This window comes from Halolactibacillus halophilus (assembly GCF_900115605.1).
GTDB lineage: Bacteria > Bacillota > Bacilli > Bacillales > Amphibacillaceae > Halolactibacillus > Halolactibacillus halophilus.
In genome coordinates this window covers 18,500-35,886 of sequence record NZ_FOXC01000029.1, presented here as the reverse complement: position 1 = coordinate 35,886, position 17,387 = coordinate 18,500, and the positions used below count along the sequence as shown (strand labels likewise).

Annotated in this window: 15 protein-coding genes and 1 riboswitch; of the genes, 3 read left to right on the top strand and 12 right to left on the bottom strand. The window is 39.4% G+C overall.

The annotated features are described in order from the left end of the window. Positions 1–272 precede the first annotated feature (272 nt). Positions 273–1,319 (bottom strand): ACR3 family arsenite efflux transporter, encoded by a 1,047-nt coding sequence (arsB, locus tag BM098_RS10055; protein ID WP_089832947.1) that lies wholly within the window; start codon positions 1,317–1,319, stop codon positions 273–275. Then, positions 1,291–1,674 carry an ArsR/SmtB family transcription factor gene (locus tag BM098_RS10050; protein WP_089832945.1) on the bottom strand — a complete coding sequence of 128 codons (384 nt, stop codon included), beginning with the start codon at positions 1,672–1,674 and terminating at the stop codon, positions 1,291–1,293. Before BM098_RS10050 ends, arsB begins: the two co-directional genes overlap by 29 nt. 315 nt (positions 1,675–1,989) lie before the next feature. Here BM098_RS10050 and trhA point away from each other — a divergent pair, with 315 nt between their 5' ends. Beyond that, on the top strand, positions 1,990–2,643 hold the full coding sequence (gene trhA / locus BM098_RS10045) for a PAQR family membrane homeostasis protein TrhA (protein WP_089832943.1): 654 nt from the start codon (positions 1,990–1,992) through the stop codon (positions 2,641–2,643). Positions 2,644–2,716: 73 nt separating this feature from the next. Here trhA and BM098_RS10040 read toward each other — a convergent pair whose 3' ends face one another. From BM098_RS10040 to BM098_RS10010, 7 genes are all read right to left on the bottom strand, one after another. Then, positions 2,717–3,841, bottom strand: a complete 1,125-nt coding sequence (locus BM098_RS10040; protein WP_089832941.1) for a DEAD/DEAH box helicase — start codon at positions 3,839–3,841, stop codon at positions 2,717–2,719. Between the two features lie 399 nt (positions 3,842–4,240). Beyond that, positions 4,241–4,942 carry a P-II family nitrogen regulator gene (locus BM098_RS10035; protein ID WP_089832939.1) on the bottom strand — a complete coding sequence of 234 codons (702 nt, stop codon included), beginning with the start codon at positions 4,940–4,942 and terminating at the stop codon, positions 4,241–4,243. Next, positions 4,942–5,667 (bottom strand): DUF1538 domain-containing protein, encoded by a 726-nt coding sequence (locus BM098_RS10030; protein ID WP_089832937.1) that lies wholly within the window; start codon positions 5,665–5,667, stop codon positions 4,942–4,944. Before BM098_RS10030 ends, BM098_RS10035 begins: the two co-directional genes overlap by 1 nt. Then, a complete protein-coding gene (locus BM098_RS10025) occupies positions 5,664–6,356 on the bottom strand; it encodes a DUF1538 domain-containing protein (RefSeq protein ID WP_089832935.1) in 693 nt (230 codons plus the stop codon). The genes BM098_RS10030 and BM098_RS10025 overlap by 4 nt, the downstream gene beginning before the upstream one ends. A 529-nt stretch (positions 6,357–6,885) precedes the next feature. After that, entirely contained in the window at positions 6,886–8,175 is a 1,290-nt protein-coding gene (locus tag BM098_RS10020) for an ABC transporter substrate-binding protein (protein ID WP_089832934.1), read from the bottom strand. Positions 8,176–8,205: 30 nt separating this feature from the next. Then, a complete protein-coding gene (locus BM098_RS10015; protein ID WP_234987479.1) occupies positions 8,206–9,846 on the bottom strand; it encodes a GGDEF domain-containing protein in 1,641 nt (546 codons plus the stop codon). A gap of 313 nt (positions 9,847–10,159) precedes the next feature. Next, positions 10,160–10,247, bottom strand: a riboswitch (cyclic di-GMP riboswitch). Between the two features lie 101 nt (positions 10,248–10,348). Continuing rightward, a complete protein-coding gene (locus BM098_RS10010) occupies positions 10,349–11,236 on the bottom strand; it encodes an ATP-grasp domain-containing protein (protein ID WP_234987478.1) in 888 nt (295 codons plus the stop codon). Between the two features lie 171 nt (positions 11,237–11,407). Here BM098_RS10010 and BM098_RS10005 point away from each other — a divergent pair, with 171 nt between their 5' ends. Next, on the top strand, positions 11,408–13,183 hold the full coding sequence (locus BM098_RS10005; protein ID WP_089832928.1) for a methyl-accepting chemotaxis protein: 1,776 nt from the start codon (positions 11,408–11,410) through the stop codon (positions 13,181–13,183). A gap of 101 nt (positions 13,184–13,284) precedes the next feature. Continuing rightward, positions 13,285–14,289, top strand: a complete 1,005-nt coding sequence (locus tag BM098_RS10000) for a Gfo/Idh/MocA family protein (protein WP_089832926.1) — start codon at positions 13,285–13,287, stop codon at positions 14,287–14,289. A 180-nt stretch (positions 14,290–14,469) separates the two neighbouring features. Here the strand turns inward: BM098_RS10000 and pfkA are convergent, their stop codons facing one another. From pfkA to BM098_RS09985, 3 genes are all read right to left on the bottom strand, one after another. Further along, entirely contained in the window at positions 14,470–15,426 is a 957-nt protein-coding gene (gene pfkA / locus BM098_RS09995) for a 6-phosphofructokinase (RefSeq protein WP_089832924.1), read from the bottom strand. A 107-nt stretch (positions 15,427–15,533) separates the two neighbouring features. Beyond that, positions 15,534–16,298, bottom strand: a complete 765-nt coding sequence (locus BM098_RS09990; protein ID WP_089832922.1) for an EAL domain-containing protein — start codon at positions 16,296–16,298, stop codon at positions 15,534–15,536. A gap of 69 nt (positions 16,299–16,367) precedes the next feature. Continuing rightward, positions 16,368–17,387 carry a TIGR00341 family protein gene (locus tag BM098_RS09985; RefSeq protein ID WP_089832919.1) on the bottom strand — a complete coding sequence of 340 codons (1,020 nt, stop codon included), beginning with the start codon at positions 17,385–17,387 and terminating at the stop codon, positions 16,368–16,370.

The window sequence follows — 17,387 nt, the reverse complement described above, 5'->3', positions numbered from 1 at the left end:
AGTACTCACTTTTTCAAAAGCGAAAAAACTCTCTAAACCCCTGAAAAATAAGGGGTTAGAGAGTTTTTGTTTTAATTAAGTGTCAAACTCGAGATTATAGCTATCCATTTTCCATTTGAAAAGGACCTTGTCAATAGTTCAAATCTTAAAAAAATTCTCGTTATTCTGACAAGCCATCATCACATTAACATAGACCATCAACCAAAAAAAGAGTAGCGTCTCTCAACTGAAAGAGAGACGCTACTATATTAACAGCTTATCCGAATGGCTACTTAGGCTTTGAACCAATGTCGTGTTTGATTAGCGATCCTTACAAGTAACAACATCACTGGTACTTCTACAATAATCCCAACCGTTACCGCAAGAGCAACGGGTGAGGTGACGCCAAACAAACTAATCGCCACCGCGACAGATAGTTCGAAGAAATTCGACGCGCCAATCATCCCTGCAGGTGCAGCAATGTCATGAGCTAAGTTTAATTTCTTAGCCGCATAATATGCTAAGAAAAAGATAAAGAATGTTTGAATAATCAGCGGGACAGCAATCAACACAATATGTCCATAGTTAGCAAGAATTGTCTCGCCTTGGAACATAAAGATTAAAATCAGTGTCAGGAGTAAGCCAATGGTGGTCGTATTTTTAAACTTGGCTAAAAAGACTTCTTCAAAATATGTCTCACCCTTAGCTTTCACCATATGTTGTCTCGTCAATAAACCGCCTAACAGTGGAATGACCACAAATAAGACAATCGATAAAATCAACGTATCAAACGGGACTTCAATACCAGAAACCCCTAACAATAAAGCAACGATCGGCGTATACAGCAATAAGACAATTAAATCATTCGTTGCAACTTGAACAACCGTATAAGCTGCGTCACCTTTCGTAAGGTGACTCCAAACAAACACCATCGCTGTACAAGGCGCCGCCCCTAAAATGACCGCACCAGCGACATATTCGCGTGCTAAATCTTCTGAAATAAATGCACTAAAAATAAAGTAAAAGAACACGTAACTAATCGCGTACATCGTAAATGGTTTAACCAACCAATTAATCACCCACGTTAGATAAATCCCTTTTCGGTCTTTTGAGATGCGTTTGACACTTTTAAAATTCACTTTCATCATCATTGGGTAAATCATTAACCAAATCAGAATTGCAATAGGAATCGATATTTCCGCGTACGTTAAGTCTTGTAAAAAGCTCGTTACCCCTGGAAAAAGTATACTCAGTAATACGCCGACAACCATGCATAACAGTACCCAGACGGTTAAATATCGTTCAAAAAAACTAATCCCTGACGTTTGTTCCTTTGTCATCTTGACTATTCTCCCCTTTGATCGAACAACAATCAATACGTTTGCCGTCTTCTGTCAACTGAAGGAGTTTCTCTTGTTGAGACGGTAAGGTCGATAACACACGCTCAACCATTGGATAAAGGTCATGGTCCTCATTTAAATAATAAAATACCCACTGATGACGCTTGTCCTCTTTTACAAGCCCTACATCTTTTAATTTGCGTAAATGCTGACTAATCGCCGGTTGACTCATGCCAAAGAGTTCAACGAACTCACAAACACAGCACGTGTCTCCTTCTAATAATTTCAGCATGGTGAGTCGTGTTTTATCCCCCATTAATTTAAGAATTGATGCTGTTTCTTCTATTGGTAACATAATATTCGCTCCTTCTGTGTCTAGTATATAACCATCTGCTTATATAATCAATCACTTATATTGAAATTTACACCCTCTTTACAAACTTTCAAGCTATGACAAGGGTCGGTGTCAATAGACCGTTTTACTAATTGCTCACCATTCATTCTCTTTATATAGCCTATCCTTATCATAGCCGATTATGTTTTTCCTTGCATCTCTTTTGAATCATATTCATAATAGTAAGAGACAGAAAAAAGACTGGAAAACAAAAGTGATGATGGTCATCACTTAGGAATATGTCTATTACATACTAGAGATTGTGGAGGAATCACTATGATTACCAAGCATCGGTTTAGTTTAGGGGAAGAAATTGCTAATGCCGTCAGTCACGGCGTTGGGGCTTTACTTTCTATTTTAGCTCTCGTGTTACTGATTGTGTTTAGTTCATTAAATGGCAGTTGGGTCCATGTTGTTAGTTTTACGATTTATGGTGTAACGATGGTATTTTTGTATACATCATCAACGTTACTCCATAGCTTACCGAATGGTCGGGCAAAAGATGTGTTTGAAATTCTTGATCACTCATCAATTTACTTCTTTATCGCCGGTACCTACACCCCTTATTTACTCGTAGCCGTAAGAGGAGACGTTGGGATGCGCTTATTTATTATCGTCTGGGCGATTGCGATTGCCGGCTCGATTTTTAAGATTTTCTTTGTTCGACGATTCGTGATTGTATCTACGTTGATCTATATTTTAATGGGTTGGCTGATTGTTTTTACATGGTCGAGCTTAACTGAAAATATTGCATCTGGTGGGATTGTCTTACTTGCCATTGGCGGCATTCTTTACACGTTTGGGGCTGTCTTTTATATGTGGCGCTGGTTTAAATATCATCATATGGTGTGGCACTTATTTGTGTTAGCTGGAACAATTGTTCATTTTTTCAGCGTTCTTTATTACGTCTTACCGATTGAACTCTCATAAGAAGAGTCAAAGCTTCTCTCATATATAAGAGAAGCTTTGACTCTTTTTTGACGAGAGGGCACATAACCCTTCGCTATTTTTTTCGTTCCGTTAACTGACCATGTGATAAGTAAAACTCAGTTAAATCTAAATGTAAGGCATTCGTCAATTTTTTTAGTGATTGATATTCACCTTTTGTGACAATCGATAAAACATAGCCTTCTGTTGAACCGAGGCGGCCAGTTCTACCCGCACGGTGAACGTATTGATCAACTTCACGTGGCAAGTCGATTTGGACAACTTCGGTTAAGTCATCGACATCAAGTCCACGACTACTGACATCGGTCGTCAACATCAACTGACAATCGCCTTGTTTAAAGCTCTTAATTGATTCTTTACGCAACTCTTTAGGCAAATCACTATGCAACATTAAACTATCAATATGATGGTAGGTTAAACGTTCATACGCTTTTTCAAGTGACGCTTTGTCATTAAAGAAGACGAGCGTCTTTTTCTTTTCGGCATGAATTAACTTACGCAAATAATCAAACTTATCCCGTTGGTCACCGAGTAAATAACCATGTGTCACATCAGGTAAAACAATATCCTCACGTTTAATATGAATCGATTCCGGTGCCTCCATCCACTCAGACACTATTTCTTTGGCCTGGTGACTAATCGTCGCTGAAAAACAAGTAATTTGACGCGAGTTATCCGTACTTTGGATAATACGCTCAAGCGCTTGTTGATGTTCTGGGATGACGAGTTGGTCAACCTCATCAAGGATGATGGTTGATACTTTATGCATTTTTAATTTCTTTTGATTAATCAATTCGACCATACGGCCTGGTGTACCAACGACAATATGTGGTTTCTTTTTTAACTTTTCAATTTGTCGCTTCACATTCGCACCACCAATAAGTGCTTGAACGCGAATATCTGAGCCTTGCTTTAATTGTTGAATCCAGTCAAAAATTTGCATCACGAGTTCATGGCTTGAGGCAATAATCACAGTTTGTAAGTCGAGTGTATTTGTCTCAAGGTTATTTATCACCGGCAACAGATATGCCAATGTTTTCCCGCTTCCCGTTGGGGCCGTCACAAACACATCTTGTCTCGCTTCAAAGTAAGGCAAGACTTTCTCTTGTACCGGCATCAACGTCTCAATTCCTTGTTTGGTGAGGGCATCTTGTATAAATGGTTGTAAAGTAAAAGTCATCTTCATTAGCTCCTTATTGTTAAGTGGTTCATTATCTAAGTCGTTTCTAAGCCTCAGTATATCATACCCTACCTACTTCCGTCGCCCACTCATTTTAACTAACTGCCGACCACGTAAGTAATACTTTAACTTATATTCTTTTGACATGAGGGTTCAGTGCAAGGGTTCGTATTTATTTATATGTAAATATTGTTTTCGCCATAAGTAGCACTCTTTTCACATGAAGTATCAACCGGACTTGATTAAGTTAAAAAAATAATATGACTTTGAGTTACCATGAAGAAGCCCCTTCAAGCCTACTGATTATGATTTGTTTTAAGTATAAAAAACAGACCCTAAAGATACAGACTTTTTTAGAGTCCTCTCTTTAGGGTCTATTTTATAACGAGTGAGCATTTGTTATTCGTTTGTATTTAGTAAGGCATTTAAACCAACGGTTTTCTCTACTTCTAATACAAAGGCAACCCCTTTACCTGGTTTATGGAGTTCACAATCTTCTCTGATCCCTGACAAGATGTCCAATGTTTTCTCTTTTTCAATCAGCGTTAACACGATATCTTTTTCTGGTTCAATGAGTATGTTGAACAGTTTCGTTTGTTCATGAACACCCGTCCCACGACCACGTAAAATCGTACCGCCATCTGCGCCGTGCGCTTTCGTTGATTCTACAACATCCTCTGCTTCACCGCTATTAATAATTGTCACAATCAAATCATATCGCGTCTCATCTAACATGGACTCATCTCCTCTTCTTCTACTGCAGTCAGCTATTTCTTCACCACTCAACATAGTGATGCCTAACACACTCTTCACATCAATGGACACGGTAATGCCCTGTGTGTTTTTCCCTAAAATCGCGTATTTCCCTAATAACTCAAAGATGTCTGAAAACATCGCTTCATCCACAATCGTTAAAATCACTTCACGTTCTCGGTGCGTGGGGATGCCAAAGATGCGCAGGCGTTCATTCATGCGATAACCTTCCGCCAACAAAATTGTACTACCTGTCGCACCGACTGCTCGGATTTTACTAACAAGTTTTTTTGCTTCACCTTTTTTGACGATGGTTATAATTAATTTTTGATCGTTGATTCGTTCCATCAAGACGCCCCCTTACGGTTTTTAGAATAGAGTTTGCCTAAAAATAATACCGATAAAATTGGCGCCAATGCCACAAGCGCAATCATACCAAAACCATCAACCAGTGGATCGCGTCCTTCAGTTACACCCGCTAGACCGACAAATAAGCTAAGCATAAAGGTTGAAATCATCGGACCTGTCACAATCCCACCTGAGTCAAAGGCAATGGCTGTAAATATCTTTGAACTTTTTCTGGCGAGATAAAAACTGATTAGATATCCCGGTAAAACAAAGTACCATATTGAAAAGCCAACAAATACTCGAATAATCGACAACATAATCGATAAACCAACACCAATAGAAATCGTAACGAGTAAAACTTTTCTTGGAATCGCACCAGCCGTGATCCGTTCAACTTGTTTAGTGAGTACTTGTAGCGCAGGTTCGGCATAAGCCGCAAAAAAGCCTAACACAAACCCAATTGGAATAAAGATATAGCGGTAACGTAAGCCGCCAATAACCGTTCCCATTTTCTCACCAATCGGTATAAATCCAACATTTACCCCTTGTAAAAATAGTGATAAACCAACATAAGTCAGCATGAAACCAACTAACACATCTCTTACTTTACGCCATTTTAGTCGTAAAAAAATGACTTGGAACAATAGAAAAAACAGTAGTAACGGAACTAACGCATACGTTACATCTAATAAGACCGCTGGAAATCCTTCAAATATTCGCATCATCCGTAGATCACCCCTAACAATAACACCGCAATAACTGGCCCTACACTTGCCAGAGCAATAAGACCAAAACTCTCACCACTGTTAGCTTTTTTACTTAACACACTCGTCACCCCGACACCAAGTGCTAGAATAAATGGCACTGCCATCGCGCCCGTTGTTGCCCCGCCTGCATCTAATGCAATGGGTACAAACGAAGCTGGCGTTAGTAACGCTAATATAAATATAACCAAATAACCAGTTCCTAGAAGCTTAAGTAACGAAATATTAAAGATCATTCTTAGTAAACTTAGTGCCACAAAAATACCGACACCAAGTGATACAAATAATAGTAACATAATACCCGGAACCTCTCCACCAGAAACAAATTCCACTTGATTACTTAATACCTGCACACCTGGTTCAGCAACGGTAACAACGAAACCGAGTAAAAACCCAAATCCTAAAATAAGCGACAGTTTACCAGTCTTAGATAAACTTTGACCTACCATCTCTCCCACAGGTGATAACCCAACTTCAACGCCGAGTAAAAATAAATAAATCCCTACACTCGCAAGGATCGCTCCTAGAATGAAATCAATAAAGACAGCCATCGGTAAGAATACGACGGTGAATTGTAAAATCGCAATTAATAATGATAGCGGCACAAATGATTTAAGCACATCAATGAGCGTTTCTTTTAATGTTGTCATAACTTCTCTCCTCCACCTATCGTTCATGATGTAAAACAGACCTTAAATATCTATTTAGTTTATTCCCTAAATAGTAAAAAACAAACAAAAAACGAAGCCTGTTAACTAATTATAGCATAATACCAGTGTAAAATGATAGGAAAAGACTGTATTTACTCACTTAAATGCAAATGTATACATGATTTTATCAAAATCCTTATCTCACATCCCCTTATCCTTTAAAATCTTAAATATTGAATTTGCGTAAACCTTAGCGAAAACTAGCTACATAAGTTGTAGCAGTAATGCCTGTCGGCTGTATTATGATTCCATTGAGAAAAGTTATGGCGATAACTAGTGATGACATCTCAACGCTCCTTACAATCGGACGCGTAATGAAAGCGATGGATTGGTCTGTGATTAGGGGCCTTTTTCCGGGTGCGACTCTACTTTCCTTTATCTTAATTATACGAAGAAGATGTCACGATTCATTTATTATAAAAATAGCCCATCACATGACTCATGTGGTGGGCTATTTTCTATATTCTATTTAATTTGTCTTACCGATTCGGCCTCTAGATTCACTGACAAACTGTTCAATCAAAATCCGTTGGTCAAGTCGACTTTCTTCCTTAAGCCGGTCATGTGTTTTATTAAAAAGGAGTGGGCTGACTTCTACCCCTTTGTTGATATCAAACATCGTATTATACCAATGACGTCTCGCATACAAATCAAGCATCGATGGCCGACCAGCCGTCGTCTCACTTAAATAATCGGTGTAATAAGTCGTTAGATTATCTTGGTCCAGCATGGGGTGATTCGATTCATTCAACACCAAATAATTCTGGTCTCTTGTTATTATTTGTAATAACTTAAAAGCCGTTCGTTGATGGTGACTCTTCTCACTCATTAAAGCGACCATTGAACCTTCACGGTCAATTCCCGATAATCCTAAAGGTAAGGAGGTCATTCGCCATTTGCCTGCTTGTTCTGGTACCCAGTCCTCTAAATGACTCGCACCATAGGTCGGCATGTGAAACATTACGAGTTTATCTTCTCTCAGGAGGTTCTGTCCGTAATTAGACCAAATCGATACCTCAGGTCTCATACCATCTTGATACATCAAGGAGACTGTGTCTGTTAGTTGTCTAAATGCTCCTCTATCAAACTGATATGTATAGTCATCATCAAACGGGTAACTGGTTCTTAATCCTAGCTGCAAGAGCGCTTGATTTGATTCAAAGACGTAGATGCCTTCATCAAAGAATGTACGGGCCAGCTTATGGTAGTTTGCCCCTGTTTTGATATAGTTACCAAGATCTTCAGGTTCACTCGGGAACCCTCTACTTTCTAATATATCGTGACGATAATACGTTACATAGGGAAAATACGTTATTGGGACGCCGTAGCGTTGGCCCTCTAAATTAATATAGCGATCGTTTAACGGGCTTGGTAAGTCTTCATAAATACTGCCGTTAGTAATATAATGATTAAAATCAACAAAGCCGTCCACTTCAGAAAATAGTCCGACATATTCATCTGAAACAAAAAATAAATCGGGTGGGCGTCTATACGTTAATGCTTCATAATAACGGTCAACTACTTCAGCGGGATCAACAATTTCTAATTCGAGCTCTAGGTCCGTTTCATACTTAAAAAAATGATCCATCGCACCCTCAAACAGGTCGCTCGTCGTCCAAATAATCAATTTGTTATCCTCAGCTAATAATTTAGAATCATCTGCTGAAACATTGATTGGTTGATGAGCAATTGGTTTTTGTTCACAAGCGGACAGGATTACCAGTAAAATAACTAGCACGAGACGCTTACCTCTAGTCATATTAAACACCTCCTCTTTTGTCGTAAATTATTATTCTTTCCCTTTAGATACGCGTTTATCCTCATACATCGCTTGATCAGCGATATGCAGTAACTCTTCAAACGTTGAGCCGTCTTCTGGCATAAGACTAAGACCAATACTGATATTCACCTCTTGTTGTTCACCGTCAATCTCAAAAGCAGGAATAAAGCTTTTCTTTAATGTTTTCGTAAAAAAAGATACATCTTCATGATGATCTCGTTTTAAAATTGCGACAAATTCATCACCCGCTAACCGGTAGAACCGGACAGGAAACTCTACTTCTAACTGTTTCAAACGTTCACCCACCCGCTTTAATAACGCGTCTCCTTCTTTATGCCCGTAACGATCATTTACTTCTTTAAAATCATTCAAATCAAGGAAAAACAACGCAAAGATATCTTGTCGGTCGACTTTTTTTTCTAAGGTATGATAAAACAACCGGCGATTTGGTAAATTAGTAAGTGCATCATGATGAGCCACATGATAGAGTTCTTGTTTTGACGCATTTAGTTCTAACGTTTTTTCATTCAGTTCACGATTAGTATTGGTCAAGTTTTTAAACATTTGACGCAACTGTTTATCAACTTTTGCGAGACGGTCCGCTAAAATATTCACTTCTAAAATCCTTGTCCTCGGTGATTCGATTGGATATTCATGCATCATTCGGCGCGGTATTTGATCTGCCATTTTGGTGATATCTTCAATTTGTTTTACTAAGATTCGTTCACTAAACAGCCCAATCACAAATGAGATAATAAATACAATCAACATTAAGAAATAATAATAGGAAATAACTTGCATACGGTCGACAACTGTTTCCCCCATATCAATAAAATAACACACGGGTCGGTTAAGGATTGTGAAGGCGCTGACATAATAACCATGATACCAATCTCTTGGTGTCATCCCGTCATTATTCAACCAGACCTCACTGTCACTGTTTGGTTTAAAGCTAACCCCCTTGGATAAAACATTACTAAAATCAGTAAACCGTTCCGATTCTGATGAATGAAGAAACGGTTCACCGTCTGCATTGAATATGTAAACATGTTCCAAATTAGTCCCGATGTGTCGGTCAATCACTTCAGTTAAACGTCCACGATCAATCGCTGACCCAATTTCGAGTCGCTGAATTTCCGTCTCATCGAGACGGTTAATCTGCTCAGTCAAGACTGCTTCTAACGCAACTGCCCTATCATCAAATGCATTTATCATCTGATGTTCCAAAGAAATTGACTGGACAACTGTAATCACGATAAGAGGAAGTATAGCCACGAGATTTACCCCCATAAAAATAAGCTCGTTATACCTTACTGGCTCTTGATTAATCGGCAAGCGATTAAAAAACGGCACTTGTGGAAGAACGAGCACTAAAATATCAACGAATAAATTAACAAGTAGTAGCATCAGCCAGTATGATAATACTTCTACTTGATATAACAGCTCTAACTGACTAGACTCAATGAGAAGTCGTACCGCTAAATAACTTACACCAAACCCTACTAGACTATAGGCAATGGTCCAAGTAAATAAGTTCCGACGAAATCGCTCATACAAAATACCAATCACAAAGACATGCACAATCATTAAGACATGAAAAACAATCGCATCACCCATAAAAATAAAGATCGTCCCTAACAGGCTGGTCAAAAGTACTGCATATTTAAGGCGACATAAACGTAAAGCTAAAATGGGTACGAGAAAATAGAGGGGCAGATATAAACTATACGATAGTTGAAAATCCCATTGTCTTAAAACTAGTCCCATGACTAAAAGAATAATAAACTTCCAGACACCTAGGTGCTTCATCATCTCCACCCCACTTTCTTCACTATTTGATTAACTCAACTGACCTCATTGTAAGTCTCAGTCATCACCAATTTAGATTAGCTGTGCACGTAAAAAGACATCAAAAAAGCCGACCCAAACCAGGGATCGACAAAACTCAAAAAATTATGACTAGATCGGTAACTCAGCCGTCATGGTACAATTTGCACCGAAGACCCGAAGCTTTGCGTCACTATTTTTCAATAGTTTTGCCTTTATCATAGTCTTATTGTAACATAACATGTGAATAAATCCACTATTTTTTGGAGATTATTAAGTAATTGGTCGCGATTTCATATAATTTATCACGCAATAATCATAAAAATTAGCTGTTCATGTCATGGACACGGCTGATGATATAAGTAAGAATCGCCTCACTGACATCAATACCAGTCGTTTGATAAATATTTTCAATGTGCGCATTCGAATTAACTTCACAGACAATCGGTTCATTCGTCTCATCAAACAATAAATCAACACCAGAAAAATCCAGTCCAAGAGCGTTTGTTGCTTTTCGCGCTAAATCTTTAAAGGTTTCCGGTACGTCCACGACAAACATCTTGCCTCCATTCGTGACATTGGCTCTAAAGTCTATTTCTGATCGACGCATCATTGTCGCAATGACGTGATCACCAACGACATGAACCCTCAAGTCACGCCCGTGGCTTGAGGCGATATATTGTTGATAGAGATGTGGTGTGTATTTTAACGCTTCACTGTGATGCTTTAATTCAGTCATTGAGTCCACTAAATACACCCCATCACCAAATGACCCAAAACTTTTCTTTACAATGAGTGGAAAACCCAGTGTTTTGGCAACTTGGTCCAAAAAAGCTACCGGAAACGTTTGGCCCGTCTGAAAAATCAGCGGTGCGACAATTGTTTTAGGTTGCCGAATGCCCTTAGTAGCAAGGATGTGGTGCATAAGACCCTTATTGTCACATTGTTCTATCGCTTCACTCGAATTAAAGACCGGTAACCCACATGCTTCTAACTGTTTCGCAAGTAAGACATCTTTATCAAGAAATAAGATAAAATCAATATTAAGTTTTGTCAATGGCTGATGTGTTTGACTGAGTAGCACCAACACCTCATCATTTCGTTTTAACGTAAGTCCAATCCCTTGTTTTTTTGCTTGATTTAGATACCGCGCATGTATATGCTTGAACTTCTCTGTTTGTAAACTGCCATTGTGGATTAACCAACCCTTCATTAGACCCATCCTTTCAATATTTAACTAACTTTGTATGATAACAGTAAAAAAAGACTGAATAATCTGATATATATCACTTTTTTCGTGTCAATATTCTTCACAAATACGAAAGATCTGACGACATATACAGTAAGTAGATATAAAAATGATAGTCAGAAGGGAAAGAAAATTATGTCACGTATTAAACAAATCAAATTTTTACTACCCATGTTTATGTTAGTACTCCTTATTTTACCTGTCGCTGTTTCAAGTTATATTTCGTATCAAAACACGGCGATTATTGAGCATGCCATTATTGAAAAAGAAGAAATGGAACAGCTCGGCTCACGCTTTGAAGACACATTTACTGATTATGAGACTAAAATCGAAGACTTCAGTAACCGCGAGACCTTTCAGTTAACAGCAACCGATACTTCAGTCGATAACACAATTGATTTCACTCAGTTACCGGAAGCAAATGATCCTGCCCTGACCAGTTATTACGTAGAAACACTGTCGAACTTAACAGCGGGTGATGATTACATTGTAAATCTATTTGTTGGTTCAAGCGATGGGGCTTTATACCTTCACAACATACCTGATGCTGACTTATCACAGTATGACTCACGCGAAACCGAATGGTATCAAACAGCGATGGCTGAAGATGATACGATTTGGACAAGTCCCTATATCGACACAGCGACAAGCCAGTCGATTATTACCGTCGCACGTCCGATTATGCGTAACGGCGAAGCGATTGGTGTCGTCGGTTTAGACTTTGATATGGCTGAACTTGCCGGCCTTGTTCGAACGGAGATTTTAATTAGCTCGCTTATTACTGTCGCTATCGCGATCGTCATTGGTCTTATTATTGTCTTTTATTTTGTCAGAAATATCAACCACAACTTAAGCGCGGTCGGAAAAGAAATGGATCAACTCGCCAGTGGGATGATTACCGCTGAAAATGTTGAAGTAAAAGGTGACAATGAATTTAAACAATTAGCGACAAGTGTTAATCAAATGAAACAACAGACAAGACAAATGTTACTTGATATTAAACGCGCCACCGACCAAGTCGCCAGTCAATCCGGCACCCTATCCCAAGCGTCTGAACAAGTACGTGAAGGTAGTGAACAGATTGCGGCGACAATGGAAGAACTCTCAAGCGGCAGTGAAACACAAGCCAATAGTGCGAGTGATTTAGCAATGACGATGGAACGCTTCAACCAATATGTTGTCGATGCGACAACAGATGCGAGTGACATCGATGAGCGCTCAACCCATATCTTAACCTTATCAGATGACGGTGCGACAAAAGTACACGATTCTAGTCGCCAAATGAAAAATATTGAAATGATTGTAAAAGAAGCCGTTGCTAAAGTTGAAGGCTTAGAAAGTAAAGCGACAGAAATCGGGACAATCGTTGAAGTGATTCAAGATATCTCTGAACAAACCAACTTACTTGCATTAAATGCAGCGATTGAAGCAGCGCGAGCGGGTGAAGAAGGAAGAGGCTTTGCAGTCGTAGCCGATGAAGTCAGAAAACTGGCTGAACAAGTCGGTTCATCAGTGACGGACATTACCTCCATCATTGATGCGATTCAAATCGAATCTAAAAGTGTCGCGACCTCTCTTCATAAAGGGTATGATGCCGTTGAACAAGGGTCTAATCAAATGACTAATACTGGTCAAGCTTTTGATACAATCAAACAGTCCATTACCGATATGGTCGAAAACGTCAGTCGGATTGTGAGTGACTTATCCAAAATCAAATCAGAAACAGCGGATATGCAAAAATCAATCGATGATATTGCGGCCGTTTCTGAACAATCCGCGGCAGCTGTAGAAGAAACGGCAGCCTCAGCTGAAGAAACAAGCAGTTCAATGGAAGAAGTTTCACGCAGTGCCGATGAATTACGCCACCTATCAATTAAATTGGAAGAAGACGTGAATCATTTTAAATTATAATTGATTTAACAACCATGCGGTGACGTATGGTTGTTTTATTTTTTTGAAAAAAGGGAAAAGTGTATACTACAAAAAGAATTAATTAAAGGAGTGAAACTTTGATGACACAAAAAGTTAGATGGGGCATTTTAAGTACTGCAAGTATTGCACAAAATCATGTCATTCCAGCCTTTATGCGCGCAGATAACGCTGAGGTTGTGGCGATCTCAAGTTTAAGCGGGCGTGCCGAGGAGGTTGCCGAAGCATTTGGAATCGAAAAAGCTTACGATAGCTATCATGAAGTATTAGATGACGACACGATTGATGCCGTATACATCCCACTGCCAAACAGTCTTCATAAAGAGTGGGCGATTCGGGCAGCCTATAAGAAAAAACACATTCTCGTCGAAAAACCAATCGCCTTATCAAGTACAGACGCGCTTGAAATTAAACAGGCTTGTTTGGATAATGATGTCATCTTGATGGAAGCCTTTATGTATATGCTTCATCCGCAACACCAACGGGTAAAAGCACTTATTGAAGAAGGTGCGATTGGTAAGGTAAAACATTTTGAATCTACCTTTACCTTTTACTTAGCAGACCGTGATGGTAATATTCGCATGGAAAAAGATTTGGGTGGCGGGAGCCTTTATGACGTTGGTAGTTACAACATCCATGCGATGCGGTATCTACTAGATGAAGAACCTATCTCAGTTAAGAGTGATGCTGTGATAGATAAAGAAACAGGCGTTGATTTGACAAGCGTGAGCTATTACACATTCAAATCAGGCATCACCGCCACATTAACAAGTAGCTTTGATCAGTTCCACCAACAAGCCTATAAAATTGTTGGTACAAAAGGAATGATTACCGTCCCATTTGCTTATCGACCGGATAATCACGGTGGTGTTGGTGAGGTAATTCTTTCAACGAATACGTATACAAAAACAGAAAGCTTCATGAATGACTTATACCGAGATGAGGCAGAACACATTTCGTATACGATTTTAAATAACCAAGAACCAATCAACACCTTAACAAATAGTTACCAAAACATGCGTGTTCTAGAACGGACGACCGAAGCCTTCACAACAAATCAAACCATCACTATTGACGATGATGAGTAACAGTGCTTCGATCGATTAAACATCTCTATCAAGGTAAGTAAACGCTCTCTTTCCAATAGATCAAAAGCACCCACTAGTTGCGGGTGCTTTTCACTTGGTTCTAATCTATTCTATTTACAATTTGACTTACACTTCTTTTATAGATAGTACCCCTCTCGCTTATCATGCTAATGCTATGCGCTATACAAGGTCCATAAACACTTGATACATTTTTTCATTGATTGAATTTTCACCAGAAAATATCTCATCAAACGTATGATACGTGATCTCGTTTCGTTCCATTCCTAAGGCGACGCCATCAACACCCTCTTCAATCAGCTCAATCACCCGGTGCCCCATTCGACTAGTAAATACTCGGTCAAATGCACTCGGTGTCCCGCCTCGTTGAATATGACCTAATATCGTTGCACGGGTATCAAGACCTGATAAAGCTTTCAATTCTTTAGCCACTTCTTCTGCATTTCCAGCCCCTTCTGCGACAATTACAATGCTGTGAGACTTTCCTCGGTCAAAACCGGCTTTTAATTCCGCCGCAATATCATGTAAATTATACGGGACTTCTGGAATTAAAATCGCATCCACCCCGCTACTAATCCCCGCCTGTAAGGCAATATCTCCACAGTTTCTTCCCATCGCTTCAATCACACTTACGCGTTCGTGCGAGCTCATCGTATCACGTAAGTTTCCAATCGCATCAGTCACGACATTCAGCGTCGTATCAAAGCCAATCGTATAATCAGTGAGTGGAATATCATTATCAATCGTCCCTGGTAAACCAAAGGTTTTAATACCGTGTTTAATTAGGACTTGCGCTCCCTTATAACTACCATCTCCTCCAACCACAACAAGATAATCAATTCCGCGTTTTTTTAAGTTATCTACCGCAATTTCTTGACCTTCTGGTGTTTTGAACTTCTCCGACCGAGCGGATTGTAAAAAGGTTCCGCCCCGGTACAAGATATCACTAACATCCCGAGAAGACATCTTGAAAAAGTCATCATTCATTAAACCTTTAAACCCTCGTCTAACCCCGTACATCTCATGTCCGTGATGTAAGCCTGTTCTTACAACCGCACGAATCGCACTGTTCATTCCTTGTGAGTCGCCACCTGACGTTAAAATCGCAATTTTTTTCATATTATCTTCACCCTTTCCTTTGATACTTTTCCCTTTCCACGCTTGCATTAATCACGTTTATAATGAAATTACACAAGAAAAACACACCCTAAATTGGATGTGTTTTGTTATTTCTGTTCATCGTATGCTGTCTCTTCAAATTTCAACCCTAATTGTACCTCATCTCTAGGCACAGGTTTTTGAATAAGGTACCCCTGGGCTTTATCGGCGTAATTATTTCTAACAAACACCAGCTGGTTTAACGTTTCAATTCCTTCAATCACAACATCAAAGCCGAATAATTTTGCCATATAAATAATTGCCTCGACAAATTTCGCATCTATATCTTCACCGGTTGATTCTCGAATGAACGCTTGATCGACTTTAACTTGGTCAAAGGTAAAGTTTCTTAATTGGCTAAGACTCGAGTAACCTGTTCCAAAATCATCAAGCGACACTTTTACGCCAAGTACTTGAAAAGCTTTAATCTTGTCATGGGCATGAGTTACTTGATTTAAGGCAATCGATTCTGTAATTTCAATACAAATTGAATCAGGCTTTAGCCCTGATTCACGGATCAACTGACTAACGACATCAACGACATTAACTTGATTAAATAAGTGGTACGACATATTAACCGATACCTCGAAATCAGTGAAACCTTGGTCTTGCCAAATTTTTGTTTGGGTAAATGCTTGTTTCATCACTTGTTGATCAATCTGACTGAGTAAACCAAACTCTTCTGCTTCATTCAAGAAGTGAAACGGTGTTAACACACCTCTATCTTTATGCTCCCAGCGGACATGTGATTCAACCCTGGTGACTCTTATTTGAATAAATAAATGACACATATACTCAACATGCTCGGCGGAAAACGCAAAGGCACGTTTCATTTTTTTATTGATTTTATTAGGACTAGTGCTCCAGAAGTCCCCCCCTATTTGCGATATATTTTTCTAGCTTTATGCACTTTGTGAGACTAAGAAAATAACAACCGCTAAAATAATGATTACGACCGATACAAACACAAGTGCCGCAACTCTTGATACACTCGCAACCTGTACTTCTTTCCAGTTGATTGGCTTAATCCCCGTCAACCAAAACACTAAAATCGCCGATAGTAAAATCGCATGAATATTCACAAGAACAAGCAGGAGCGGGGTTATCACCATTCCCCATTCACCGGCGCCAATGATCATACCTAGTACGACTGTTGGTGGTAGTAATGCCACTGACACCATGACCCCAACGAGCGCTTCAGATACGCGCTTAACAAACGATAACGCGCCAGCTGAACCAGCCGCAAGGGCAATAATAATATCCATAATACTCACTTCTGTCCGCGAGAGAAACTCTGTACTTGAATGCGGTGCGCCAAAGATAACACCAAATCCAATCGCAATCACAAGCGGGATGACTATACCAAGAGTTGACGTTAAGAGTGAGCGGCGCATCAAGTTTAAATCACCAAGTAAGGCCGCAAAACTAAGTGCGGTAAACGGACCAATAAGTGGCGCGATCACCATCGCCCCAATCACCACAGCGGCACTATCATTGATCAACCCTGCCGCCGCAACTAGACTAGATAAAACAAGCATCCAGCGGTAATTTACACTGAAGTGACTAGCTGACTCTACAACGTTATACAACTCATGTCGGCTCGCACGGGTGATCTCTACACTGTCGTCTCTCTCTTCCTCTTCGTCCTCTTTAGCCTGGTCTTCTGTTTCTTTCTCTATACGAGGTAAGTAGGTTGAAATGTCATATAAGAAGGCATGTAACTCTTCTGAAAAGGTGTGTTTTGTCTCTAAAAAATCTAAAATATCTTCGGTGTACTGTTTTTCAACGAGAATTTTAAAAAGACTAATTTGGTCATTTGTTCGCGTGCGCCAAACATTAATGACTTTAAATGCCTCTGCTTTTTCTTTAAAGGCATCAACATCTTTATTTGGCACATATATTTCAATCATTTGTAATTCCAT